This is a genomic window from Motilibacter deserti, from assembly GCF_011250635.1.
GTDB lineage: Bacteria > Actinomycetota > Actinomycetes > Motilibacterales > Motilibacteraceae > Motilibacter_A > Motilibacter_A deserti.
In genome coordinates, this window is the sequence record NZ_JAANNP010000001.1 from 911,964 (window position 1) to 937,646 (window position 25,683).

General features: G+C 74.6%; 18 protein-coding genes and 1 riboswitch. Of the genes, 7 read left to right on the plus strand and 11 right to left on the minus strand.

Annotated features, from left to right (window positions below):
- Window positions 1-27: 27 nt before the first annotated feature.
- Genes G9H71_RS04260 through G9H71_RS04270 form a run of 3 tightly spaced genes read right to left on the minus strand, consistent with a single transcriptional unit; the run spans window position 28 to window position 4,834 of the window.
- On the minus strand, window positions 28-885 hold the full coding sequence (locus G9H71_RS04260) for an HAD family hydrolase (RefSeq protein WP_166278258.1): 858 nt from the start codon (window positions 883-885) through the stop codon (window positions 28-30).
- Entirely contained in the window at window positions 882-3,674 is a 2,793-nt protein-coding gene (locus G9H71_RS04265) for a phosphoribosyltransferase (RefSeq protein WP_331272737.1), read from the minus strand. Before G9H71_RS04265 ends, G9H71_RS04260 begins: the two co-directional genes overlap by 4 nt.
- Window positions 3,671-4,834: an HpcH/HpaI aldolase/citrate lyase family protein gene (locus G9H71_RS04270; RefSeq protein WP_166278261.1), complete on the minus strand. Its 1,164-nt coding sequence runs from the start codon at window positions 4,832-4,834 to the stop codon at window positions 3,671-3,673. The genes G9H71_RS04265 and G9H71_RS04270 overlap by 4 nt, the downstream gene beginning before the upstream one ends.
- Window positions 4,835-5,072: 238 nt before the next feature.
- Here G9H71_RS04270 and G9H71_RS04275 point away from each other — a divergent pair, with 238 nt between their 5' ends.
- The gene (locus G9H71_RS04275; RefSeq protein WP_166278264.1) at window positions 5,073-6,449 is read left to right on the plus strand and encodes a VWA domain-containing protein; all 1,377 of its coding nucleotides are present in this window, start codon (window positions 5,073-5,075) and stop codon (window positions 6,447-6,449) included.
- A 79-nt stretch (window positions 6,450-6,528) separates the two neighbouring features.
- Here the strand turns inward: G9H71_RS04275 and G9H71_RS04280 are convergent, their stop codons facing one another.
- From G9H71_RS04280 to G9H71_RS04290, 3 genes are all read right to left on the minus strand, one after another.
- Complete coding sequence (locus G9H71_RS04280) at window positions 6,529-7,659, minus strand: DUF475 domain-containing protein (protein ID WP_166278267.1); 1,131 nt, start codon at window positions 7,657-7,659, stop codon at window positions 6,529-6,531.
- Between the two features lie 163 nt (window positions 7,660-7,822).
- On the minus strand, window positions 7,823-8,404 hold the full coding sequence (locus tag G9H71_RS04285) for a TerD family protein (RefSeq protein ID WP_166278271.1): 582 nt from the start codon (window positions 8,402-8,404) through the stop codon (window positions 7,823-7,825).
- Between the two features lie 142 nt (window positions 8,405-8,546).
- The gene (locus G9H71_RS04290) at window positions 8,547-9,770 is read right to left on the minus strand and encodes a molecular chaperone DnaJ (protein ID WP_166278274.1); all 1,224 of its coding nucleotides are present in this window, start codon (window positions 9,768-9,770) and stop codon (window positions 8,547-8,549) included.
- A gap of 211 nt (window positions 9,771-9,981) precedes the next feature.
- On the opposite strand from G9H71_RS04290, the gene G9H71_RS04295 reads away from it, so the two are divergent.
- A complete protein-coding gene (locus G9H71_RS04295) occupies window positions 9,982-10,848 on the plus strand; it encodes a glycerophosphodiester phosphodiesterase (RefSeq protein ID WP_166279092.1) in 867 nt (288 codons plus the stop codon).
- Window positions 10,849-10,855: 7 nt separating this feature from the next.
- Here the strand turns inward: G9H71_RS04295 and G9H71_RS04300 are convergent, their stop codons facing one another.
- Window positions 10,856-11,776, minus strand: coding sequence for a hypothetical protein (locus G9H71_RS04300; RefSeq protein ID WP_331272739.1), 921 nt, complete (start codon window positions 11,774-11,776; stop codon window positions 10,856-10,858).
- Between the two features lie 127 nt (window positions 11,777-11,903).
- Between G9H71_RS04300 and cysC the strand changes: the two genes are divergently transcribed.
- From cysC to G9H71_RS04320, 4 genes are all read left to right on the plus strand, one after another.
- Window positions 11,904-13,307, plus strand: coding sequence for an adenylyl-sulfate kinase (gene cysC / locus G9H71_RS04305; RefSeq protein WP_166278277.1), 1,404 nt, complete (start codon window positions 11,904-11,906; stop codon window positions 13,305-13,307).
- An 86-nt stretch (window positions 13,308-13,393) separates the two neighbouring features.
- Complete coding sequence (locus G9H71_RS04310) at window positions 13,394-14,152, plus strand: DUF3159 domain-containing protein (protein WP_166278280.1); 759 nt, start codon at window positions 13,394-13,396, stop codon at window positions 14,150-14,152.
- 361 nt (window positions 14,153-14,513) lie between these two features.
- Window positions 14,514-16,256: a M23 family metallopeptidase gene (locus G9H71_RS04315; protein WP_166278283.1), complete on the plus strand. Its 1,743-nt coding sequence runs from the start codon at window positions 14,514-14,516 to the stop codon at window positions 16,254-16,256.
- 179 nt (window positions 16,257-16,435) lie between these two features.
- Complete coding sequence (locus G9H71_RS04320) at window positions 16,436-18,109, plus strand: phosphodiester glycosidase family protein (RefSeq protein ID WP_231134014.1); 1,674 nt, start codon at window positions 16,436-16,438, stop codon at window positions 18,107-18,109.
- A gap of 134 nt (window positions 18,110-18,243) precedes the next feature.
- Here the strand turns inward: G9H71_RS04320 and G9H71_RS04325 are convergent, their stop codons facing one another.
- Genes G9H71_RS04325 through G9H71_RS04340 form a run of 4 tightly spaced genes read right to left on the minus strand, consistent with a single transcriptional unit; the run spans window position 18,244 to window position 22,669 of the window.
- Window positions 18,244-19,494, minus strand: a complete 1,251-nt coding sequence (locus G9H71_RS04325; RefSeq protein ID WP_166278286.1) for a sulfate adenylyltransferase subunit 1 — start codon at window positions 19,492-19,494, stop codon at window positions 18,244-18,246.
- A 1-nt stretch (window position 19,495) separates the two neighbouring features.
- A complete protein-coding gene (cysD, locus tag G9H71_RS04330) occupies window positions 19,496-20,416 on the minus strand; it encodes a sulfate adenylyltransferase subunit CysD (RefSeq protein WP_166278289.1) in 921 nt (306 codons plus the stop codon).
- A complete protein-coding gene (locus tag G9H71_RS04335) occupies window positions 20,413-21,243 on the minus strand; it encodes an inositol monophosphatase family protein (protein ID WP_166278292.1) in 831 nt (276 codons plus the stop codon). The genes cysD and G9H71_RS04335 overlap by 4 nt, the downstream gene beginning before the upstream one ends.
- Window positions 21,244-21,259: 16 nt before the next feature.
- Window positions 21,260-22,669 (minus strand): aminotransferase class V-fold PLP-dependent enzyme, encoded by a 1,410-nt coding sequence (locus G9H71_RS04340; protein ID WP_166278295.1) that lies wholly within the window; start codon window positions 22,667-22,669, stop codon window positions 21,260-21,262.
- 42 nt (window positions 22,670-22,711) lie between these two features.
- Window positions 22,712-22,825: riboswitch (SAM riboswitch) on the minus strand.
- A gap of 477 nt (window positions 22,826-23,302) precedes the next feature.
- Between G9H71_RS04340 and G9H71_RS04345 the strand changes: the two genes are divergently transcribed.
- Window positions 23,303-25,462, plus strand: a complete 2,160-nt coding sequence (locus G9H71_RS04345) for a hypothetical protein (RefSeq protein ID WP_166278298.1) — start codon at window positions 23,303-23,305, stop codon at window positions 25,460-25,462.
- Window positions 25,463-25,683: the final 221 nt, after the last annotated feature.

Below are 25,683 nucleotides of genomic sequence, written 5' to 3' on the forward strand. Positions count from 1 at the left end.
TGCCTCAGGCTCCGGTGCCCTCGAGCGTCAGCGCACCAGGTCCAGCAGCCAGCCGGCGATCTCCTCGCCGGCCATCACGCCGGAGCTCTGGGTGACGCCGACGTGCGGGGCGTTCCAGCCCTGGTCGTGCAGCTCGCCGTGCGCCGGGCGGACGCCGGCGTCCGCCAGCTCGAGCAGCTCGGCGTCGAGCAGCGAGTCACCGGCGGCGAGCACCCGGCCCGCACCCACCCGCTGCACGACCTCCACGATGGCGGCGGACTTCGTCAGCGGCCGCGGGACGAGGTAGAGCTTGCGGCCCTGCAGCGAGACGGTCCATCCCTGCGTCTCGGCCCACATCGACAGCTCGGCGACGAGGCCCACCGGCATCTCGTCGCGCTGCACAACCGCATAGCAGAAGAGGTCTTCAGCGATGCGCAGCTTGCGCGTCCAGCGCGGGTCGCACACCTTGCGCAGGTGCTCGGTGATGACCGGCAGCGGGGCGCACGCCGCCGCGAGCGCCGCGTCGACCTGCCGCCGCCAGTCCTCGTCCGGCTGGCCGTCGACGAGCAGGTGCCCGCCGTTGGCGCAGACGGCGTAGCGGGGCGGCGGCCCGGGCAGGTGCACCCGGGCGTACTGGTCGCGGGTGCGCGTGGTGGTCGGCACGAGCACCGCCGCAGCCGCGAGCTCCTGGAGCAGGCGGCCGGCCTCCGCGGTCAGGAAGGAGAGCGGCTCGCCGTGGTAGACCTCCGCGACGAGCATCTGCGGCGCCTGCGCGTCGGGGACGCGGAGCCCGAGGGCGCGCGCGGAGAAGATCAGGGTCCGGTCCAGGTCGCACGCCGCGACCGCGGGCGTGGGCCCGGGCACCGTCCGCTGCGTGTCCCCCGGGCTCGTCGTCTCGCTCGTCATGCTGTTGCTCCTTGCTCTGCGCCTGCCGCCACGCGGCCGTCCGCTCCCGTCGCCCCGCGCGTGTAGCGGGGGTGGATCAGCCCCACGCAGCTGTAGGGCAGGCCGTCCACGACCTCGACGGGCACACCTCGCTGCTCCGCGAGCAGCAGCACGTGGGCGAGCCCGGCCTCGGCGTCCCGGCGCACGAGGACCCGCCAGGGGACGCGGCGCAGCAGGACCCGTGTCGTCTCGCCGACGCCGGGCTTCACCAGGTTGACGTCGTGGATGCCGTAGTCCGCGCTGACCCGCTCCACCGCCGCCCAGCCCTCCCAGGTCGGGGCCCGGTCCGCGGCCGCGAGGCGTGGCCAGTCGCGCTCGACCTGCGCCCGGACCTCGTCGAACCGGGCGGACACCGCGTCGACGAAGCGCGCGCTGACGTCGGCGCCGGCCAGCTCCGCGTAGAACTTGGCGCCGTGGAAGTCGTCCGGGCCGATCAGCGCCGTGTTGAGCACCGTGCGGCTGACCAGCCCGGAGACCGTCGAGTTGAGGCAGGCCGACGGGATGAGGAAGTCGTCTCGGGTGCCGAAGACCTCGACGCAGCGCCCGGGGTCCGCCAGCACCGCCAGGCCCGGGTCGAAGCGGACGCCAGTGCGCTCGGCATGGCCGTCGAGCGCCGCCTGCAGCTCGCGGGCGATGGCGCCCTTGCCCGTCCAGCCGTCGACGAACACGACGTCCTCCGGGCGGTGGGACGCGGCCAGCCAGCGCAGGGCCACCTCGTCGATGCCGCGCCCGCGCACGATGCTGGCCGAGTAGTGCGGCAGGTCCACGCCGCGGGCGAGCGCCCAGCGTCGCATGAGCACGCCGACGGGGGTGCCGGCCCGGGCCAGGCTCACGAGCACCGCGCCGCGCCCACGCTCGGCGAGCACGGTCTCGGTGACCACGCCGACGGCGTGGGCGAGCCGGCCGGCGGACGCGTCGAGCGCCGCGGCGAAGAGCTGCTGATAGGCGGCGGTCGGCTGGTACTCGACCGGCAGGGACTCGGCGTAGTGCGCCCCGCCGGACTGGATCGCCTCCTCGCGCTCCTCGACGGGCGCCTCGAGCGGGACGCCGGACAGGTCGGTCAGCAGCCAGCCGACCTCGTCGGCGGCGTAGGAGCCGAACTGCGGGCCGCGCAGCGGCGACGGGAGCCGCCGTGACCGCGCACGGGGCAGGCCCGGCTGCCCGCCGGAGGAGCCGGCCTGCGGCTGTGTGCGAGCCCGGCCCGGGGTGCTCGTGGGCAGCACGAGGAGCACGGCCTGCGCGGCGACGGGCGCGACAGCGGCGAGCAGCCCGTCCGGGGCGTGCAGCGCAGGGGTGTCCGCCGCCTCGTCGACGACGAGCACGACCGCGTCCACGTCCGGCTGCCCGGCGCCCGGGACGACGTTGTAGGCGTAGCGCGGGCCGGGGCCGTCGGCGGGGTCGTCGGACGACGGGAAGGTGAGCGCCGTACGGATGGCGTAGCCCGGGTCGTCGACCGCCAGGACGGGCGACCGCGTCGTCGAGGAGAAGCGCACCTGCGCTGCGGGTATGCGCTCGGCGAGCGCCGCGGCGATGCGCAGCGGCGCGTAGAGCAGCTCCTCGCTGCCGAGGACCAGCACCCGGCCGCCGTCCGTCAGCACGGGCCCGAGGGCGTCCTGCAGCGCCTTCGCCGTCTGCGCGACCGCCGCGTCGAAGGCCGGCCGGTCCCCGGGGCCGAACCCGTGCCGGCCGCCCTCGGGCAGCCCGGCAGGCCAGGGCGCGTGCAGCCGGTGCGGCTTCGGGGCGGGCGCCGCCTCCGCCGAGGGCGCACGGGCCCCGGAGCGCGCCTCACCCAGCTGCGCGAGGAGCTCGGCCGCCCGGCCGTGGAGGCCGGCCGGAAGCTCCGCCTCACCGACCGCGAGCGCGACGACCTCGACACTCGCGCCGAGCTCGGCCGCGAACCGTTGCAGCCGCTCCCGGTCCTCGTCGGTGCGCAGGTCGACGAGCGCGGCGACGACGTAGCGGTCGCGCGGGTGCTCGCGGTGCAGGGCCGCGAGCGTGTTGAGCGCCGTCTGGCCGGTGCTGAGCTCGTCGTCGACCAGCACCAGCGGCCCGGGCCCGGCGAGCAGGCCGGGGTCGGCCGGCAGCAGCGCATGGCTGGTCGCGTGGCTGTGCTCCTCCTCGAAGCCGGCGGCGGGCGCGAGCCCCGGCACGGACCGGCGGGTGGAGTGGAGGTACGCGGCGCCCAGCGCGTCGGCGACGCAGTGCCCGAGTGCGGTGGCCGTCTCGGCGAACCCCAGCACGACGGGCGCGGCCGCGCCGAATGAGGGGGCTTCTGCCGCGCCGGCCTCGGGCGGGGCGTCGCTGCGCAGCCGTCGCCAGAGCTCGGCCGTCTGCTCCTGCCCGCCGGAGAGCGCCGCGGCGAGCAGGGGGCGCACCCGAGGGGCCGGGGACACGTCGCTGTCGGCGGGCGCAGCGTCGGCGGATGGAGCATCGCTGGCCGGAGCTTCAGTGGCCGCAACGCCCGTGGCTCCCGCGCCGTGGGCACTGGGCGGGACGGCGAGCGTCCGGGCGACGAGCCGGCCGAGCAGCAGGCCGCAGGCGTCGACGAGCCGGGGGTCCGTCGGCACGTGCTTGCCCAGCACCCGGGAGACGAGCAGGTGCGCCCGACGCGGGTTGCGCCGCAGGGCGAGCCCGAGCAGGTCCTCCAGCCGCAGCCCGAGCGCCGAGCCGGTGGTGCGCAGCCCGATGCCGAGCTCCCGGCTCGCCCACTCCCCCGTCCACGGCACGGAGCCGCCGAGGCTGTCGCTCACCCGCCCACGCTCGCGGCCAGCAGGTCCACGTGCGTGACGTCCTGGGCGGCGACCCCGAAGACCTCGGCCCGGCGCATGGTGCGCTGCGCCCAGGAGGTGTGCGGCTTGCTCTCGTTCATCTTGTTGCCGTAGCCCGAACGGCTGACCCCGCCTCGGCTGGCGCTCTCCAGCACGTCCCGCGCGTCGCTCCACTCCTCGTGGCTCACGACGGACATCGCGTGCACCACGCCGACGTGGTTGGGGTGGATCACCGTCTTGCCGGTCAGGCCGCTGGCCCGGTCGAGCTGGACCTCGCGCAGCAGGCCGTCCATGCCGCGGTCCACCAGGTCGTGGCGCAGGTTGCGCGCGTCGTTCTCCTCGAACGGCGTCGTGCGCAGCAGCGGCCGGAAGACGCGCTCCTGGGTGGAGAAGTACTCCCACACCGGGCCGGTCACCACGAAGCCGGACTCGTCGCTGCGGCCGAGCACGTTGACGATGTCGCCGATCGCGCTGGCCACCGGGTGGACGTCGTAGATCGTGAGCTCCCTGTCGCGACGGATGCCGTAGGCGCTGCACAGGTCGGTGGCGCCGATGCGCACGGCCAGGACCATGTCGCGGTGCTTGCCGAGCAGGCGCGCGACGCCGACGAGGACGTCCGTACGCGTCTCACGGTAGACGATCTCCGGCGACTCCAGCACCGGCATGAGGAACAGCCGCAGCCCCGTGGCCGCCCGCAGCTCGGCCAGCTCGTCGAGGTAGGCCACCCCCGACAGGTCCGTGAACTTGGGCACGACGAACCCGCTGAGGATCGAGGCGGAGGCCCCCAGCGCGTGCACGATCTGGCTCATCTGCTCGGGCCGACGCACCCGGACGAAGAGCAGCGGGGCGTCGTCGGGCGCTCCGGCGGCGAGGGCGCGCAACTGCTCCACCGCGTGGGACTGGGCCGCGTCGACCTCCTCGTCCGGGACGGCGTCCTCCAGGCACACGACCAGGCTCCGCACGCCGGCCCGCGCCTGGCGGGCGATGTCGTCCGCGAGGCGCGGCCGGTTGGCCGGCGAGTACAGCGTCGCGCCGAGCGCCACCGCGAGCGTCGCCGGGTCGCTGGACCGGTCGAACCAGGAGGGCTGCACGTGGAAGAGGTGCTCGCGCACCTGCGCAGGCACGTGGTCGAAGTGGCGCATTGCCTCTCCCTCCCTCTGCTTGCTCAAAGGGCCGGCTGGTCGTCCCGGCTAGCTCGCGCCGGTCCCCAGGCTCCGGCCGGCGCGCGTCGCCGTCCAGCGAACGGTAGCCGGACCCGGCCCGCGCGCGGAGCCGGACGACGTGAGGCTGTGGACACACGACCCGTCGGTGCGGCGACGATCGGCGAGCCCTGTGCGTTCCCCAGACGACGCATGATCCGACGTGAGGCAGGATTCGACGATGACGACTCTCGCCAAGGGGGCAAACGTCCCGCTCCCGGCCACCCGTGTCACGGCCGTCCTGGGCTGGCAGGCCGGCCCCGGCGTCCCGGACGTGGACGCGTCGGCACTCCTGCTGACCGCGGACGGACGCGTGCGCTCCGACACCGACTTCGTCTTCTACAACCAGCCCCAGCACCCTTCCGGCGCCGTACGCCACACGGGCAAGCAGGCCGGCTCGGGCCCCGCGTCCGACGGCATCTCGGTGGACACGGGCGTGGTCGAGCCGGTCATCGAGCGGGTCGTGATCGGCGCGTCCTCGGACGGCGGCCCCTTCGGCAGCGTCCCCGGCCTGCACCTGCGGGTGCTCGACGCCGACAGCGGGGCCGAGCTCGTGCGGTTCGACATCGGCGACGCGAGCACCGAGACCGCCTTCGTGTTCGGCGAGCTCTACCGGCGCGGCGGGCAGTGGAAGTTCCGCGCGGTCGGGCAGGGGTACGCCTCGGGCCTGGCCGGGCTGGCCACCGACTTCGGCATCAGCGTCGACGACGAGCCGGCCGCCGCGGCGCCCGCACCGGCCCCCGCCGCCGCTGCCGCCCCTGCCATCTCGCTGAAGAAGCAGCAGCTGGTCAACCTGGAGAAGAAGCTGGAGCAGCGCGGCGACCGCAAGCTGCTCGACCTGACCAAGCGGGCGGCGGTGTCCCTGGAGAAGAAGGGCCTCGGCGAGCACACGGCGCGCGTGGCCATCTGCCTGGACATCTCCGGCTCGATGCACCGGCTCTACTCCAGCGGCAAGATCCAGGCCCTGGCCGAGCGCGTGCTGGCGCTCGGCATGCGCTTCGACGACGACGCCAGCATCGACTGCTTCGTGTTCGGCGAGAAGGCCTACACGGCCGGCTCGATGAGCCCGGACAACTACAGCGCCTACGTCCGCGAGATCCTCAGCTCCCACAAGCTGGAGGCGGGGACCTACTACGGCAAGGCCATGGGCATCGTCCGCAAGCACTACTTCGGCTCGGACGCGCCCCGTTCGTCACCGCTGTCCGACGTCCCGGTCTACGTCATGTTCATCACCGACGGCGCGACCTTCGACGAGGACGTCACGCGCGGTCACGTGATGTCGAGTTCGTACGAACCGCTCTTCTGGCAGTTCATGGCCATCGGACGGAGCAGCAAGTCCGTCGACGCCCGGCCCTCGCGATTCAGCCTCGGGGGCGGCCGCAGCGAGTTCGCGTTCCTCGAGGGCCTGGACGACATGTCGGGCCGCTACCTCGACAACGCCGACTTCTTCGCGGTCGAGGACCCGGCGAACATCTCCGACGACGCGCTGTTCGACCTGCTCATGACCGAGTACCCGGAGTGGCTCAAGCAGGCCCGCCAGCGCGGGCTGGTGCGCTGAGCCTGCTCGGACCTCCCTCCGGACGACGACGCGCCTGCGGCCGAGCGGCCGCAGGCGCGTCGTCGTTCGCGCTCGGGGGTCAGACCCGCGGGATCGCGGTCTCGTGCTCCTCGATGTGCCCGTCGAGCGTCACGACCTCGCCGTGGCCGACCTTCTTGTTGTGCTGCAGAGAGCTCAGCAGCGCGGCCCCGATGAAGGCGACGCCGATGAGGCCGGTGACGACCTCGGGCACCTCGTGGCCGATCGAGACAAGCATGATGACCGCGAGCGCGCCGATGGCCCAGTGGGCACCGTGCTCGAGGTAGATGTACTGCGAGAGCGTGCCCTTGCGGACCAGGTAGACGGTCAGCGAACGGATGTACATCGCGCCGATGCCGAGGCCTGCGGCGATGATGTAGATGTTGTTCGAGATCGCGAACGCGCCGATGACGCCGTCGAACGAGAACGAAGCGTCGAGGACCTCGAGGTAGAGGAAGAGGAAGAAGCCGGCCTTGCCGGTCGCCTTCGCCACCTGCGACGGGCCGCTGCGTCGGGCCGGAGCGGCGTCCTCCTCGTCGTCCCCGAGGGCGCCCTGGCTCTCGAAGAGGCTGCCGAGGCCATTGACCAGCAGGTAGGTCATCACGCCGAGGACACCGGAGAGCAGCACCTCCCCGGGCTCCTCCGCGAGCGTCTCGGCCGCGACCGCGAGCGCACCGAGGCCCAGCACGACGGCGAGCGCGTCGAGCTGGCCGAGGCGGGCGAGCGGGCGCTCCAGGAAGCCGAGCCAGTGGTGCTCGCGCTCCTCGTCGAAGAGCCAGTCCAGGAAGAGCATCAGCAGGAAGAGCCCGCCGAACGCGGCGATGTCCGGGTGCGCCTCGTGCAGGAGGTAGGCGTAGCTCCCCTCCTCCTCGGCGCTGCCGCCCTCGTTCGCGAGCCGGATCGCCTCGATCGGCGACAGCTGCGCCGTGATGCCGACGATCAGCAGCGGGAAGACGAGCCGCATGCCGAACACCGCGATCGCGATGCCGATGGTGAGGAAGATCTTCTGCCAGAAGTCCGACATCCGGACGAGGATCTTGGCGTTGACGACAGCGTTGTCGAACGACAGCGAGATCTCGAGGATCGACAGGATGGCGACCAGGACCAGGGCTTCGGGGCCGCCGAGCAGCAGGGCGGCCACCAGGCCGACGGCAGTGATGCCGAACGACCATCCGAAGGTGCGCAGGATCACGACTCTCCTCGAGTGCGACTGTCGCTCCGGAGCGGAGCAGCGGACATTCCGGCGAAGCGTATCCGCGCCGGCGGGCTGATCGGGCGCATGCAGCGGCCCGGCGCCCCTACGGGAACGCCGGGCCGTGCGATCGGCGGCTGCGCCGCCGAGGGAGAGCGGGAGGTCAGACCCCGACGCCGAAGTCGGAGGCGATGCCGCGCAGGCCGGAGGCGTAGCCCTGGCCGACGGCGCGGAACTTCCACTCGGCGCCGCTGCGGTAGACCTCGCCGAAGACCATGGCCGTCTCGGTGGAGGCGTCCTCGGAGAGGTCGTAGCGGGCCAGCTCCTCGTTGTTGTCGCCGTTCACGACGCGGATGAACGCGTTGCGCACCTGGCCGAAGTTCTGCGACCGGGTCTCGGCGTCGTAGATGGAGACGGCGAAGACGACCTTGTCGGCCTCGGCCGGCATCGCGGGCAGCGTGAGCTTGATCTGCTCGTCGTCGCCCTCGCCCTCACCGGTCAGGTTGTCGCCGGTGTGCTCGACCGCGCCCTCCGGGCTCTTCAGGTTGTTGAAGAAGATGAAGTGCTGGTCGGAGAGCACCTTGCCGTCGGCCTTGACGAGGATGGCCGAGGCGTCGAGGTCGAAGTCCGTGCCCGTCGTCGTGCGGACGTCCCAGCCCAGGCCGACGACGGCGTTGCTGAGGCCGGACGGCCCTGCCTGCTTGGTGAGCGAGACATTCCCGCCCTTGGAAAGGCTGACTCCCACGAGGGACCTCCGATGGTGATCGTGGGCGAACGTACGCCCAACAGCTTCGAGGCGTAGAACGCCGTGGATGTGGCGGCTGGTTCCGCGAGCCTACTGCGATCACGCGTGACGCAGCTCGCACGCCCGCGGCGCCCCTCGCAGCTCAGCGGGCGCGTGCGGACCGGATCTCGCCCACGACGGAGGCCGCGCCGGCGGCCACCGCGTCCAGCTCGCGCAGGTAGGCCCACCAGTCCGGGTGCGGGCGTTCATGGACGGACTCGGCCGCCCGGTCCAGGCGCAGCGCGAGCGAGTCCAGCGCGGCGACCCAGCGCGGCGTCGGGGGCTCCGCGCCGGCCAGCGCGAGCCGCTGCGCGTCCCGCACGGCGAAGCGCGCCGCCTTGAGGGCCGCGGACGGGTCGGCGGCGACGGCCTCCAGCCGCTCGCGCCGGCGGCCCACCTCCGACACCGCGTCGTCAGCGTCGTCGAGCGCCGAAGCGGCCGCCTGCACCGCCCGCTCCGCCCCGGCGCGGTCACCGCGGCGGGCCAGCCCGTCCGCCTCGCCCAGGAGCTCGCGTGCCCGTGCGACCTGCTCGCGCGCCCCGGGCAGCGCCGCCTCGACGTCCTGCCAGGACGCCTGCACGAATCCCCGGCGCAGGGCCGACAGCGCCGGCCCGAGCCCGTCGAGCCGGTGCGCGAGCGCGTCGGCCCGGGTCCGCAGCGACGCCAGCCGGCGGCGTACGGCCTCCCACTGTCGCGGGAGGTCCTCCGCCTGGGCCCGCGCGCGCTCGGCCTGCTCGGTGACGCGGGCGGCGAGCTGCAGCGCGCCGGCGATGCCGAGCCGCGCCGCCCCCGCCTCCAGCTGGGCCGCGTCCTGCTCGGCAGCAGCCAGCAGCCGCCCCGCCTCCGCCGGCTCCAGCCCGGCCCGCTCCAGCCCGGACACGGCCCCGCGGGCCGCGGCGAGAGCCGTACGCGCCGACTGCACCCGGGGCGGGAGCTCGGCGAGGGCGGCGTCCACGGCTGCGAGCGCGCCCGCCGAGCGGGCCGCGAACGCGTCGAGCTCGGCCGAGCAGCGCCGCATCCGCTCGAGCACGGCGTCGAAGGCGGCCGCCGCCGCGCCGGGCGACTGCGGGGCGCCCTCGTCGTCGAGCGGATGGGCGTCGATCGCCGCGATGTAGGCCGCGCCCAGCATGTCCGCGGCCTTGTCCAGGGGCGCGAACTGCGCGGTCAGGCGGCCGCCCGGCCCGTGCGGGTCGAGGGTGGCAGCCGCCGATACCCGCGCCCGCAGGTCGCGCTGCCCCCGGTCGACGGAGTAGAACGCCTCGATCAGCGCGTCGCGCGCGGCCAGCGCGCGCGCCACCTGCTCGCTCTGGCCGCGACGGCCTCGCACCCGACTGACTCCCCTTGCCCCGTCCCGCCCGCGACTCCGGCCCCGATGCAGCTCCGGCCCCGGCCTTCCCTCGTCACGGCGCGCCGCGACGTTCCCGCTCCGTCACGCTACCGCCGGGGCCGTACCGTGGCTCCGAACGTTTCCACACCGCTAACCCGGCGGCCACCTGCTCGGAGGGGAAGTGGCGGACGAGCGGGAGACCATCGAGGCCATGCGCACCCTCGCCGCAGCCACCACCGTTGCAGCGCCTCAGGTCGTCGCCCACCGCGGAGCCTCGGCCGACGTCGCCGAGCACACGCTGGCGGCCTACGAGAAGGCCATCGCGGACGGCGCGGACGCCCTCGAGTGCGACGTCCGGCTCACCCGCGACGGGCACCTGGTCTGTGTGCACGACCGCCGGGTGGACCGCACGTCCGACGGCCGCGGCGTGGTGTCGACGCTCGAGCTGGCCGACCTGGCCCAGCTGGACTTCGAGTCCTGGGCGGGCGCGGGCCGGTGGCAGGCCGAGGGCGTCGACCGCGACGAGCGCGGCGTCCTGACCCTGGACCGCCTGCTGGACCTGGTGCGCAGCGCGGACCGCCCGGTGCAGCTCGCGATCGAGACCAAGCACCCGACGCGCTGGGCGGGGCGTGTCGAGCGCAGCCTCATCGAGCTGCTCGACCGTCACGGGCTGGCCCGGCCGCGCCCGGGCGAGGCGAGCACGGTCCGGGTCATGAGCTTCAGCAGCACGGCCCTGCGCCGGGTCGGCGAGATCGCGCCCGGCCTGCCGCTGGTGTGGCTGACCAGCCGGCACCGGCTCGGGATGAGCGCCGGGCGCGCGACGGGCGTGCGGATGCCGGCGATGGGCGGCCTGGTGGCCGGGCTGCCCGCCGGCATCGGCGGCTTCGGGCCCAGCATCGGGCTGCTGCGCGAGCGCCCGGACCTGGTGGAGGCGGCGCACCGGCGCGGCCGAGCCGTCCACGTGTGGACCGTCGACGAGCCCGCCGACCTCCGGCTCTGCCTGGACCTCGGCGTGGACGTCGTCATCACCAACCGCCCGGCGGCGCTCCGCTCCCAGCTGCTGCGCCTCGGCGCCTGAGCTGCCCTCAGGCCGCGGCGGCGACGCGGCGGACGAGCTCGGTCCGCAGCTCGTGCGCGCCGTCGGCGCGAGTGGCCTCGTAGTAGGCCCGCCACCCCTCGGCGACGGGCACGACGGTGACGTAGCGCAGGCCGCCGGGGGCGTGCGGCGACACGAGGACGGGCTCCTCGCCCAGCGCGGTGAACGTCCCGGCCGGCAGCGAGCCCACCGCGACCCCGGTCTGCTCCTCCCAGTTCTGCCCGGGCGTCGCACGACCGTCGTAGTAGGCCAGCAGCCGGTCGCCGTCGACGAGCACCGCGCTGAGCCGCACGCCCCGTGCGTCCCACAGCCCGGGACGGCCGGCGAGGGCGGTGCCCTGCCACTGCCAGTCGACGCCGTCGAGGCTCGTCGCGTGCTCGGTCGTCATGCGGTCCGTGGCAGAGGGGTCGTCGAGGGGGTGCACCGACGCCCACAGGTGCCAGCGCCCGTCGTGGTGCACGATCACCGGGTCCTTGGGCGCCGCCTGCCCGGTGCACGGGAGCACGGTCCGCGGGGCCGCGGTGGCGAGGCCCTCCGGCGTCGCCGCCTCGAGCAGGTCCACCCGCCAGCCGCGGGTGCCCGGGATGGCCGCGCTGACGTACATCCGCCACCGGCCCTCGGGTGTGACCACGACGGCGGGGCGCTCCAGCGACTCGGCGCCGAAGGCGTCCTTCTCGACCACCGCGACCGTCTCGAAGCGCACGCCGTCCGCCGAGCGGGCCAGGACGTTCGCGTAGCCGCGCCCCTCCCCCACGGGCCGGCGCATCCGGTAGGCCAGGTAGTGGACGCCGTCCACGACCAACGCGCTCGGGCCGCCCGCCCACGCGCCCGGCCGGCCCTCGGGCGGCTCCACCACGACCGTGCCCGCGTCCCAGTCCAGCAGAGGCAGCCCCTCGGGCAGGTCCGTCACGATGCTGTTCCTCCAGACCGGGGCCGTCATGGTCGCCAAAGGATCGTCCACCGCTCGCACGGTCGGCAAACGCGCGCGGCGACGGTGCCCGAGGGGCGGACGACCGGCGTACGCGAAGCTGGGGCCCATGAGCGCGGTGCCGAGCAGCGAGGTCTCCGTCCGGGTGGACGACGCGACCGCCGACGACGTCGAGCTGGCCCTGTCCGGTGCGTACGCCCCCGGCCCCCGGCTTTTGACGGCCCCGGAGCGGGCGGCGGTCGCCGCTGACGGCACGCTGCCCGACGGAACCGGGTGGGAGCTCCCGCTCGCCCTGGCCCTGCCCGCCGGGACGGAGCAGGTCACCTCGGGCGACCGCGTCGTGCTCGTGGACTCCGAGGCGGTGCCGTTCGCGGCGCTGACGGTCGCCGAGGCGGCCGAGGAGGACGGGCACACGCTGCTGGCCGGCCCGCTGGAGCGGCTGCGCCCGCGCAGCCCCGGCATCTTCGCTTCGCTGCGCCTGGCCCCGCAGGAGGTACGCGGCGAGCAGGGCGGCCCGGTGCTCGCCGTCCCGTGCGCCCGGCCGCTGCACCGGCACGACGTCGACGCGATCCTGGCCGCCGCCGCCCGCGACGGCGCGCAGGTGCTGCTGCTCGGCCTCGTCGGCGCCGGGCGCGAGGTGCCCGCCGAGCAGCTGGTGCGCGCGCTGCGCCCGCTGGGCCTGCGAACCCGGCTCGTGCCGCTCCCCGCCCACCCCGGCCTGCAGCCCGTGGCCGCGGCCCGGCTCGCGGTGCGCGTGGCGGCCGCGTACGGCGCGGACCGGGTGCTGCTGCCCCACGCGGACGGGCTGTCGCAGGGCGTCGGGGACGGCCTGCCCGTGCCGGTCGAGGTCGGGCCGGAGGGGCCGCTGCCGGCGCCGGCCCTCGCACAGCTGCTGGACCGCGGGGAGCCGCTGCCCGAGGGCTTCACCTTCCCCGAGGCCGAGCGCGCCCTGCGCCACGCCCACCCGGCCACCACCGAGCGCGGGCTCGTCATGCTCTTCACCGGCCTGTCGGGGTCGGGCAAGTCGACCGTCGCCCGCGCGGTGGTCGAGGCCGTGGTCGAGCGCAGCGACCGCACCGTCACGCTGCTGGACGGCGACGTCGTGCGCACGATGCTCTCCTCGGGGCTCGGGTTCTCCCGGCCCGACCGGGAGCTCAACGTCCGCCGCATCGGCTGGGTCGCCGCCGAGATCGCGCGGCACGGGGGCACCGCCGTGTGCGCGCCGATCGCGCCCTACGCCTCCGTCCGCGCCGACGTCCGCGCGATGGCCGAGCGGGCCGGGGCGTACGTCCTCGTCCACGTCTCCACGCCCTTGCAGGTGTGCGAGGCGCGCGACCGCAAGGGCCTCTACGCGAAGGCGCGGGCCGGCCTCATCCCCGAGTTCACCGGCATCTCGGACCCCTACGAGGCGCCGGACGACGCCGACCTGGTGCTCGACACGTCCGTCGTCACGCTCGAGGAGTGCGTCGAGCGGGTGTGGCGGCTGCTCGTCGACCGGCGCCTGGTGGGGTGAGCCCGTCGCCAAAGCCGCACGTCGGGCCGCTGCGCGTCGCTACTGTGCGATCAGACGGTGCCGGTAGTCGGGTGGGGCGGGGCGGGATGAGCGACGAGCACGGCACGCCGGCGCGCCGGCGTACCTCCATGGCCGAGATCGCCGCCGTCCCCTCGGACCGGCCGAGCGTCGCCTCGCTCGTGGGCGGCGCCCGCGGCTTCCTCGAGGCCGTGGTGCCCGGCGCCCTGCTCGTCGCGCTCTACCCCGCGACGCACCGGCTCGGGCTGTCCCTCGGCATCGCCGTCACGGCGAGCGCGGCGGTCGCCGTCATCCGGGTCTCCCGGCGCGAACGGCTCGGCCCCGCCGTCGGCAGCGTCCTCGTGACCGGGGCGGGCGCGCTGCTCGCGCTGCGCTCGGGCAAGGCGGAGGACGCCTACCTGCCCGGCCTGGTCGGGACGCTCTTCCTCGTCGTGGTGTGCCTGGGCTCCGCCGCGGTGCGCTGGCCGCTGGTCGGCCTGCTGCTGACGCTGTTCGGCGGCCAGCCGGTGGCGTCGTGGCGCGAGAGCCCGCGGCGGCTGCGCAACTACCGCGTCGTCACCACGGTCTTCGGGCTCGGCTACCTCGTGCGCGCCTGCATCCAGTGGCCGCTCTACCTCGCCGGCTCGTTCACCGGCATGGGGATCGCCAAGCTGGTCCTCGGCATGCCGCTGTACGCCGTGTGCGGGCTGCTCTCGTGGGCCTGGCTGCGCCGGCTCGACCGGACCGGGGCTGGAGCGGTCGTCCCGCGGCAGACACGCCGCACGCAGGCTGCGGACGCCACCGGCGCCGCACGAGCCGCTGACCCGGACGTCCGCGCCGCCACCTAGGCCCGGACCGAGGGCCGCAGGAGCTCTCCGGCCCGTGGACCGTGACCGGTCCCGGAGCAGCAGTGATACGGGCGCAGCACCCGACGAGCCGTCACCGCCGGACGCCTGCCCGTTGAGGCTCGATGCCCGCGCTGGGCATTGACGCGGGCCGCGCCGACCAAGACTCTCGAGTCCGACCGGCACGCCCGGTCGGGCGCGGTCGGGGCACCGGTCGACAGGCACGGGAGGGGGACCCGGGCAGCGGCCGCCGGCCCGCATGACGCGCTCGCCCTGCGCGATCTCCCCTACGGCACAAGCCGTCCACGCGCTTCCTCACGTTCACGCGGCTCCGGCTGCTCTGACGTCAACGGAAGGGAAGAACATGCATTCTCGTGCGCGCATTCGTTGCGCCGCCACCCTCACGGCCGTCCTCGTGGCGGCCCCGCTCGTCGGCGTCGCGTCGGCACCAGCGGGGGCGGCAGCTCCACCGCCGACGGCAACGGCGCCGATCAGCGCCCTCGCCGTCGACCCACGGATCCTCTCGTCATTCGACGCGATCGAGCAGGCGATGGCCGGCTACCGCACGGCCGGACGGCTCGCCGGCCATGTCGCCGACAGCCTGGCCGACCGGCTCACCCGCGCGCGGGCCCTCGCCGAGCAGGGCGCAGAGACGCGCACGATCGCCTACGTCGAGCAGTTCGCAGCCCGTGCCCGCAACCAGGTCAAGGGCGACGCCGACGACCTGGCGGTCCGGGCGGACCTGGTGTCCCGCGCCGAGCAGCTGATCGTGCTGCTGCGCGAGGCGGAGGAGGCCGAGAACGCCGGAGGCACCACCATCGGGACCGTGCCGGCCGCCGGCGGGACCGTCGCCCTGGCCGGCATCGCGTCCGTGGCCTTCCCCGCCGACGCGTTCGAGCAGGACACGAGCGTGCGCATCACGGCGGCCAGCGACGCCGCGGTCGTCGCCGCGTACGCCGAGACGGGCTTCCTCTTCGACGCCGGCCCGAGCGCCCCGCTGCAGGTCGTGCTGCGGACGGGCGCCGCCCAGCCACGCGGCGGCGCGCAGGTCACGCTCGACGTGCCCGCGCAGCTGCGGTCCGCGCTGCCGGCCGAGGCGGAGATCCGGGTCTTCGCCCGCAACGTCTACGCGGACGAGGACGAGCGGCACGAGACCTACGAGCCGCTCGACGAGCGCTTCGCCCGGGACTCGACGAGCGTGACGGTCGCCGTCCCGGCGCACTTCTTCGGCCCGGACACGAGCGGGGCCGGGCGCTCCCTGACGCTGGTGCTCGGCAGCACACCGACGGCGGACCCGCAGGCGCCGGCGGCAGCTCGCGGGGCGGCAGCTCGCTCGGCGGGCGGCGTCGCGACGGCGGCGGCCGACTGCCAGGGCTCGTCGCTCGAGCCGCCGCTCGCGACGATGAACGTCAGCAGCCCGTTCGGCCCGCGCTCGAACCCGTTCAACGGCACGCAGGACTACCACTACGGCGTGGACTTCGACGTTCCCACCGGGACGAACGTCATGGCCGTGGCCGATGGCGTGGCCGAGCGCGTCACCACCCAGACCGCCAACGGCCAGGTGACCGGGTGGGGCAACTACGTCGTCGTCCGGCACGCCGACGGCTCCAAGTCGCTCTACGCGCACCTGCTGCCCGACGGCAGGGTCGCCCAGGGCGCGACCGTGACCGCGGGCCAGGTCATCGCGCAGTCGGACAACTCCGGGTCGTCGACGGGGCCGCACCTGCACCTGGAGTACGCCCCCAACGGGCAGATCTACGACAAGGCCGCGAAGGTCGACCCCCAGCCCTGCATCGGGCAGAACGTCGAGGGGAGCATCACCGTGCGCGACAACGGCACCCTGGCCGACGACGCGTTCACGGTGCGGGTGGAGGGGCTCGTCGTCTGCCGCACCACGATCGGCGCCTCCAACACCTGCGCGGTGGGCAGCCTGCGGCCGGGCCAGCGGACGCTCAGCCTCACCGCGGACATCGCCCCGGACGACGTCGGCACCTACGAGATCACGCTCGGGCGCGGGCTGACGTTCAGCACCGGCGGCACCAGTGCGAGCGGCGTCGTGGGGCAGGGGGACACCGCGACGTACACGATCGTCGTCCCCTCCGGCTGACACGGGCCCCGGCCGGGCCTGACCGGTCGCGGTCGAAGCGAGGAGGGCGCTCCGCGCGGGCGCCCTCCTCGGCATGCCCGCCCGCTGATCCGTCCCGGCACCCGCGCCTCGCCCGACGGCCACCTTCCGGTCACAGGCCCAAAGCCCGGGCGCAACCCGGCAGCTCTACCTTTCGCCCCATGCCGACCCTGTCCTTGCGCGCCGTCTCGCGCCGCGCGGCCGCACCCGCCGCGCTCACCGTCTCGCTGCTCGGGCTGGCGGCCCTGCCCGGGCCGCTCCCCGCGGGCATGGCCGAGGCCGCGCCGCCCCAGCTGCCCCTGGAGCTCCCGCTCGGGCCCGCCGGCCTGGCCGAGACGCACTCCACCCAGACGCTGCAGCCGGGCGTGTCACTCACGTCGATCACGCGCGGCACCGCCGACCCCGCCACCGTGTGGACCGTCGAGGTGCAGGTGCCCGCCGGTGGCAGGCCGACCGGCGCGCGCACCGCGATCGGCACCGAGGCCGACGCGCAGGCGCTCGCCGCCCGGCTGGCCGCGGCCGGGTTCGGCCCCCGCGTCGAGCCCGTGGACACCCCCGCCACGGCCGACTTCGCCGGCGGTGTCATCGGCTACCGGGTCCGCATCGGCCAGTTTCCCGCGCAAGCCCAGGCCACGGCCGAGCAGGCGCGGGTCGGCGCGGCCGGCTTCCCCGGCGCGTCCACCGTCTTCAGCGGCTGGGACGGCGCCGCCTCCGACCGCGGCCCGTGGAAGCTGCAGGTGCTGACGATCGACCCGCGCGCCTTCACCGGCTCGCTCGTCGCGTCGTACGGCCCCAGCCTGCGCGACCGCGAGACCACCAGCGCGCTCGGGCGGGCCGCCGGCGCCACGGCGGCGGTCAACGCCGGGTACTTCGTGCTCGACAGCGCGTCCGGCGCCCCTGGCGACCCCGCCGGGGCCGGGATGTACGACGGCGAGCTCCTCAGCGAGCCGGTGGGCGACCGTCCCGTCCTGCTGCTCGACGACGACGCTCGCGGCACCCGCGTCGAGCGCGTCACGTGGACCGGCTCGGTGCTGGCGCCGAAGGGCGCCCGGCTCCCACTCGACGGGGTCAACCGCGTCCCCGGCCTCATCCGCAACTGCGGCGGTACCCCGGACGACGCCGCCTTCGGCAGCGCGCCCCGCCACGACACGACCTGCACAGACCCGGACGAGCTGGTCGCCTTCACGACCGCCTACGGCCCCACGACGCCGTCGGGCGCGGGTGTCGAGGCCGTCCTCGACGCGCACGAGCGTGTCGTCGCCGTCCGCTCGCCGCGCGGTGGCGCGCTGCCGGCGGGCGGGCGCTCGGTCCAGGCGACCGGTACGCAGGCCGCGCGGCTCTCCGCGGTGGCCGCCGTGGGCAAGCGGCTGCGCCTGCAGGCCACACTGGTCGACGAGGGCGGGCGTGTCGTGCGGCACTCGGCCGGCACCTCGCTCGTCAACGGCGGCCCCGAGCTCGTGCGCGACGGGGTCGAGCACGTGACCGTCGCCCGCGACGGCATGGTCCGCCCCGGCGACCCGTCGTTCTACTACGGCTGGGCCGCCAAGCGGAACCCGCGCACGATCGCCGGGGTGGACGCGTACGGCCGGACCGTCCTCGTCACCGCCGACGGTCGCAGCACGGCGAGCCTCGGCCTCTCGATCCCGGAGGCGGCCCGGGTCGCCAAGTCGCTCGGGCTGCGCGACGCGCTCAACCTCGACGGCGGCGGCTCGACGACGATGGTCGCGCGCGGCGCGGTCGTGAACACTCCGTCCGACGCCGGCGGCGCCGAGCGCCCGGTCGGCGACGCGCTGCTGGTGCTCCCGTCTGCGTCCTCGCAGCGCCGCCTGCCCTGACCCGTTCGCCAGAATGCGTCATCGTGCCAGTACGCGATTGGCACGATGACGCATTCTGGCGATAGAGCCGCGACAATGCGGCATTCTGCCAAGCCGGGGTGGGCGTGGCGTGGGTGCGCCGGGTGGCCCTGCCGTCAGTCCTGGCCGGTGGTGTTGAGCATGCCCGCGCCGACCGTGCGGTTGGTGGCCTCGTCGACGAGGATGAAGCCGCCGGTCGCGCGGTTGCGGCCGTACGGGTCGGCGAACAGCGGCACGGTGGTGCGCAGCCGGACCCGGCCGATGTCGTTGAGGCCGAGCTGCTCGACGCCCTCCTCGCGGTGCAGGGTGTTGACGTCGAGGCGGTACTGCAGCTCCTTGACCATCGCCCGCGCCGAGCGTGTCGTGTGCTTGACGGCGAGCTTCTGGCGAGGGCGGAGCGGCTCGTCGGTCATCCAGCACACCATCGCGTCGACGTCCTGGGTGACGTGCGGGGTGTTGTGCGGCCGGCAGATCATGTCGCCGCGGGAGATGTCGATCTCGTCCTCGAGGCGGATGGTCACCGACATCGGGGAGAACGCCTCGGCCACCGGGCCGCTCGGGCCGTCGATGCCGGCGATGCGGGAGGTGAAGCCACTGGGCAGCACCATGACCTCGTCACCGGGCTTGAAGACACCGCCGGCGACGGTGCCTGCGTAGCCGCGGTAGTCGGGGAACTCGCGCGACTGCGGACGGATGACGTATTGAACAGGGAAGCGCGCATCCACGAAGTTGCGGTCGCTCGCGATGTGCACGTGCTCGAGGTGGTGCAGCAGCGACGGGCCTTCGTACCACGGCATGTTCTTCGACCGGTGGACGATGTTGTCGCCCTCGAGCGCGGAGATCGGGATGATCTGCACGTCGGGGAAGTCGAGCTTGGACGCGAACCCGGTGAACTCGGAGGCGATCTGCTCGAAGACCTCCTGTGAGTAGTCGACGAGGTCCATCTTGTTGACCGCGACGACGAGGTGCGGGACGCGCAGCAGCGAGACCAGGAACGAGTGCCGGCGGCTCTGCTCCAGGATCCCCTTGCGGGCGTCGACGAGCACGATCGCCAGGTCGGCCGTGGAGGCGCCGGTGACCATGTTGCGGGTGTACTGGATGTGCCCGGGGGTGTCCGCGATGATGAACTTGCGCCGCGGGGTGGCGAAGTAGCGGTAGGCCACGTCGATCGTGATGCCCTGCTCGCGCTCGGCGCGCAGGCCGTCCGTGAGCAGCGCGAGGTTGACGTAGTCGTTGCCCGCGCTGGCGCGCTCGACGGCTTCGTACTGGTCCTCGAAGATCGACTTGCTGTCGTAGAGCAGCCGGCCGATGAGCGTGCTCTTGCCGTCGTCTACCGAGCCGGCGGTCGCGAACCGCAGGATGTCCATGTCAGAAGTAGCCTTCCCGCTTACGGTCCTCCATGGCGGCCTCGCTCACCTTGTCGTCGCCGCGGGTGGCCCCGCGCTCGGTGAGCCGGGTCGCCGCGACCTCGGCAACGATCTTCTCGAGCGTGTCCGCCTCCGAGCGGACGGCCGCGGTCAGGTTGGCGTCGCCGACCGTGCGGTAGCGCACCGTCTCCACCGTCGACGTCTCACCCTCGCGCAGCGCGATGAACTCGTTGACCGCGTAGAGCATCCCCTGCCGGTCCACCACCTCGCGCTGGTGCGCGAGGTAGAGCGACGGGATCTCGATGCTCTCCTCGAGGATGTAGTTCCAGATGTCGAGCTCGGTCCAGTTCGACAGCGGGAAGACGCGGATGGACTCGCCCATGTGGATGCGCCCGTTGTAGAGGCTCCAGAGCTCGGGGCGCTGGTTCTTCGGGTCCCACTGGCCGAACTCGTCCCGGAAGGAGAAGACCCGCTCCTTGGCCCGCGCCTTCTCCTCGTCGCGCCGGGCGCCGCCGAAGGCCGCGGTGAAGCCGTGCTTCTCGATGGCCTCGAGCAGGACCGGCGTCTGGATGCGGTTGCGCGAGCCGTTGGGCTCCTCGCGCACGAGGCCGCGCTCGATCGCGTCGGGCACCGAGGCGACCAGCAGCTGGACCCCCAGCTCGGCCGCCCGCTTGTCGCGGAAGGCGAGCACCTCGGGGAAGTTGAGCCCCGTGTCCACGTGCAGGACCGGGAACGGGATGCGCGCCGGCCAGAACGCCTTCTCGGCGAGCCGGAGCATCACGATCGAGTCCTTGCCGCCGGAGAACAGCAGCACCGGCCGCTCGAGCTCGGCCACGACCTCGCGGAAGATGTGGATCGACTCGGCCTCGAGCGTCTTCAGCTGGGTGAGGCGGTAGTCGGGGTTGCCCTTGGGGGTGGTCATCGCGCGCCCTCGTCCTTCCGGCCCGTTGCCGTCCCAGCACTGCCTGCCGCGCCGTCGGCGGAGCCCGCACCGCCCGAGAGCGACGCGATCGCCGCGAGCACGGCGTCCGCGAGCTCGGGGCGGCACACGACCAGGTCCGGCAGCGACGGGTCGGGCCGATTGTAGGCAAGCGGCGAGCCGTCGACCCGGCTCGTGTGCAGGCCGGCCGCGCGGGCGACGGCGACGGGGGCGGCGGAGTCCCACTCGTACTGCCCGCCGGTGTGGACGTAGGCGTCGGCCTCGCCGCGCAGCACGGACATGGCCTTGTAGCCGGCCGAGCCCATCGGCACCAGCTCGGCGCCGATCTCCCGCGCGACGCCCTTCACCAGCTCGGTCGCCCGGCTCCGGCTGACCGCGAGCCGGGGCGCGGCGCCCGCGGGGCGCGCGGGCGGGGCGGCCGCGTCGTCGGTCGCGAGGACGATGCCGCTCGCGCCGACCGCCGGCAGGGCGACGGCCCCGTCGGTCAGCTCGCCGTCCTGCCAGAGCGCCACGTGCACGGCCCAGTCGTGGCGGCCGGCCTCGCCGTACTCCCGCGTGCCGTCCAGCGGGTCCACGATCCACACCCGGCGGGCGGTGAGCCGGACGGGGTCGTCCAGCGCCTCCTCGGACAGGACCGCGTCGTCCGGGCGCAGCCGCGCGAGCAGGTCGGCGATGACGGCCTGGGCGGCGGCGTCGGCGCGGGCCCGCAGGTCCGGGGCGCCGGCCGCGGTGGCGCGCAGCGCGAGGAGGGTGTCACCGGCCTCGGCGGCGACGGTGCGGGCGACGGAGACGTCGGAGAGAGCGGACACGCGGGCCTTCCGTCGACTACTGGTGGGTCTGGCGGCGCAGGATGCGGGCCGCGGTGCCCGCCGCCGAGGGTCGTGCGTCGCTCGCCACGGCCCAGCCGGTCGACGTGCGAGTGTACTGAGCGCGCGGCCCCGCCTGGGTGAGCGCGCGCAAGCCCCCGACCAGGGCGTCGACGTCGGCCTCGGTCGTGGCCACGCCGATGCTCGCCCGCAGCGCGGTCCCGGACGCGGCGTCCCCGCACCCGTCCACCGGCCGCTCGCAGTCGAGCAACGCGTCGACGAGCGGGTGGGCGCAGAACCGCCCGTGCCGCACGCCCACGCCGTGCTCGGCCGAGAGCGCGGTGGCCAGCAGGGCCGGGTCCCACCCCTCGACGGTGAACGTCGCGACGCCGATGCGCTCCACGGCCTCGCCCCACAGCCGGTGCACCCGCAGGCCGGGGACCGACGCGAGCCCGGCCTCGAGCCGGGCGAGCAGCGCGTGCTCGCGCCGCTCCAGCGCCGCCCGGCCGGCGGCCTCCAGCTGCGCGCACGCCACCGCGATCGCGACGGCGCCGAGCACGTTCGGCGTCCCGCCCTCGTGGCGCGCCGGGCCGGCCGCCCAGGCCTGCCCCGCGGTCGTCACCGCGGTCGTCGCCCCGCCCCCGGGCAGGTAGGGCCCGGCCGCGTCCAGCCAGTCGGCACGGCCGGCGAGCACGCCGGCACCGTAGGGCGCGTAGAGCTTGTGCCCGGACAGCGCCACCCAGTCAGCGCCGAGCGCCCGCAGGTCGACGACGCGGTGCGGGGCGAGCTGCGCGGCGTCGACCGCCACCCGGGCGCCGTAGCGGCGCGCGAGGGCGACGACCTGCTCGACCGGCCAGACCTCCCCCGTCACGTTGCTCGCCCCGGTGACGGCCACGAGCACGGGCCCGTGAAGCCCACGCAGCGCGCCCTCCAGCGCATCGAGCGCCGCCTGCGGCGAGGCCGGCACCGCCAGCAGCACGTGCCGGCCGCCGCGCTCCGCGTGCCCGCGCCACGGCAGGAGGTTCGCGTGGTGCTCGGAGGCGTACGACACGACCGTGGTGCCGGCTGGCAGGCAGTGCGCCAGCAGCGCGAACGCGTCGGTGGTGTTGCGGGTGAAGACGACCTGGTCGCCGGGGCGGCACCCGAGGAAGCCGGCGACGCCCGCACGGGCCTGCTCGAGGAGCTCGGTGCTGACCTGCGAGGCGTAGCCCGCGCCGCGGTGGACGCTCGCGTACCACGGCAGGGCCTCGGCGACCGCGTCGGCGACGGCCTGCAGGCACGGCGCCGAGGCGGCCACGTCGAGGTCGGCGTACGCCGTGGTGCCGCCGGTCGCGAGCGGGGCCCGGCGCCCGGCGCCGACCACGGGCAGGGGGCGCCCGGGCACGGGCAGGAAGGCGGTGGCGACCGGGCGCTCGTCCAGCAGCGTCATGAGTGCTCCTCGAGGTCAGGGACCTGCGAGGCTGCTCTCACGGGTCCGCGCTTGCCGGGCGCACGGCGCGCTCGGCCAGGTCGTCACCCGGAGCACCCCACCGCGGAGGAGGGTTGCCGGCCAGCAAGCCGGGGCTGAACGCTGGCACTCGTGACCTGCGCACAGCATGGCACACCCGTCCCCTGCGGGGCCATGCGCCGTCCGGGTGGCGAGACAGGGCGGTCACGACCGGACGCCGGGGCTCTGCTCACGCAATGAGCGCGAATGCCGTAAGCGAAAGGTAAGGAATTCCCGCGGCTTCGTGACTGGCGTCGGCGGCAATATCTCGGGCGAACGTACCGGACTCGCGGCCGACCGGGCTGCGGGTCATGGCCATTGCCGGGGGAAGGCGCCCGTCAGCCGTCCCGCAGGTCCAAGCCACGGCAGCGCGGGCCTGCTCGGCCCGCTCGGCCCAGTCGGGCTCGGCCGGCCGGGACCGGGCCACCGACGGGGGCCGGACGTCGAGCGGGCAGCTCTTCCACTTTGGAGACTTCGGATTCATCAACAGCGCTTCGCCGATGAGCAGGGCGCCCGACGAGGGGGACCTTCCTGATGCCACGACGTACGCCTTGGCCGCGCAGAGCGTGGCTGACCGTGGGGCTCGCGCTGACGGCGCTGCTGCCCGTGCAGGCCACGCCGGCCGGGGCGGCCACTGCCGAGGACGTCCGCACGTCCACGGCGGCGGTGGAGCCGGCCGGGTCGACGTACTCGCCGCTCGACACGGTGCGGGTGCTCGACACGCGCGAGGGCACGGGCGCCCGGCCGGGCCTGGTGGGCGCCGGCGAGGCCGTCACCCTCAAGGTGACCGGGCCGGCCGAGAGCGGCATGGCCCCGGCGGGGGCCACCGCCGTCGTGCTCAACGTCATTGCCGTCGGCCCGACACAGGCCACGTACGTCTCGGTGTTCCCCACGGGCCAGGCCGACGGGCCGCGGACGTCGAGCCTGAACGTCTCCACGGGCCAGACGCGGGCCAACCTCGTCACGGTGAAGGTCGCGGCCGACGGGACCGTCCAGCTGTACAACGACCGGGGCGCGGTGCACCTCGTCGCGGACCTGCAGGGCTACTACAGCACCAGCTCGACCGGCGCCTTCCTGCCCACCGACCCCAAGCGCGTGGTCGACACCCGCGCTGGCATCGGGCTCGACGTCCCGGTGGCGAAGATCGGTCCCGGCGGCACGCTCCGCGTCCGGCTCGGCGCTCCGCAGGCAATCGTGCTCAACGTGACCGTGACCAACGTGACCGAGCAGACGTACGTCTCGGTGTACTCCTCGATGTCACCGGGCCGAGCCCAGGACGGCCGGGCGCCGGAGTTCTCCAACATCAACGTCGGCCCGGGCGGGACGGTCGCCAACCAGGTCATCGCGAAGGTCGACGCCGACGGCTACCTCACGTTCTACAACGCGGCCGGCACCGTCGACATCGTCGCCGACATGGTCGGCTCCTACACGCAGTTCGAGGACGGCGTGTACGTCCCCGGCGCCCCACGGCGGGTCCTCGACACCCGGGACGGCACGGGGTCGTCCGCAGCCCGGGTCGGCCCCGGCGGGACGCTCCGGCTGCAGGTGACCGGCCCGGCCGGCAGCGGCCTCGCCCCCGTCGGCACGAAGGCCGTCGTGCTCAACCTGACGGCCACCAACGTGAGCGCCCTCACGTACGTCTCGGCCTATCCCAGCGGCTCCGCGAACGGGCCGGGCACGTCGAGCCTCAACGTGGACGCCGGGGAGACCGCGCCGAACCATGTCACGGTCAAGGTGGCCGCCGACGGCAGCATCACGCTCTACAACTCCGCCGGCAGCGTCGACCTCGTGGCCGACCTCCAGGGCGCGTACGTCCCGGCCGACACCTCCGCGAGCCCGCCCGGCCTGACCATCGCGTCGAGCTACTTCGAGAAGGACACCATCACGGCCGGCGACCTCGTCCACCAGGTCGTGACCCTCACCGGCCCGGCGCCCAAGGGCGGCTTCTTCATCTTCACGAGCGGCGTCAGCGACCGCGGCTACCGCTACACCGGCGGGTCCAACTACCGCGTACCCGCAGGGCAGACCACATTGCGCTTCCCGGTCCACTTCGGCCCGGTCCTCACCCGCGTCACCTGGTCGATCGAGCAGGTCTGCAACGGCTGCACGACAGCCGTGTCGCCCTCGATCACGGTGCTGCCGCTGGACCCCGCGGAGATCGCGATCAAGCGCGTGACCCCATCGAAGCCGGTCGCCGCGCGACGCGAGCGACTGTCGTTGACGATCGAGCTGACCGCGCCGGCACGTCCCGGGGGCACGACGGTCGACCTGGACTTCGGCGACGTCTGCTGCACGTCGGTCACCCTGGACATCCCTCTCGTGGCGACGGTGCCCGGCGGGCGCACCTCGGTGACCATCCCGTTCCAGGTCATCGACGCCCCCGCGGAGCCGAGCCTCCAACTGCTCGGCGCGACGACACGGCTGTCCCGCTTCCGCACCCTGCTGCTGGTCGCCTCGCCCGGCTTCCTCCTCCACGGCAACCTCGTGGACCCCGCCACCAGCCGCGCGACGTCATGGGTCGGGCTGGGCTCGCCCCGGTCCGTCGACACGGTGGTCGCGTTGTCGTCCGAGGCGCCGTGGATCACGGTCCCCCCGTCGGTGACCGTCCCCGCGGGCGCCGAGGGAGCGTTCTTCCCCTCCACCGTCGACGTCGGCGCCAGCGGCGGGGCGCCTTCCGGCCGGATCTTCGCGACTCTCGACGGGACGACCGTGTCCTCGCGGGTCTTCCTGCGCTGACGCGTGGCGGTCGTTCCGACGACCGTAATCACACGGTAAGCCCTCAAGGGAAGCGGAACTCCTGAACATTCCGCGAGCATCGGGCGGCACGACGGCGCGGAGGAGCCGCGCCGTCGTAGCCGTCCGATCACTGGAGGGTGCCGTGGGCACGTACGCCACACCATCGACGGGTGACGGTCAAGGGCCAGCTGCTCGTCAATGGCGCCCTGACAGCGCTGCGC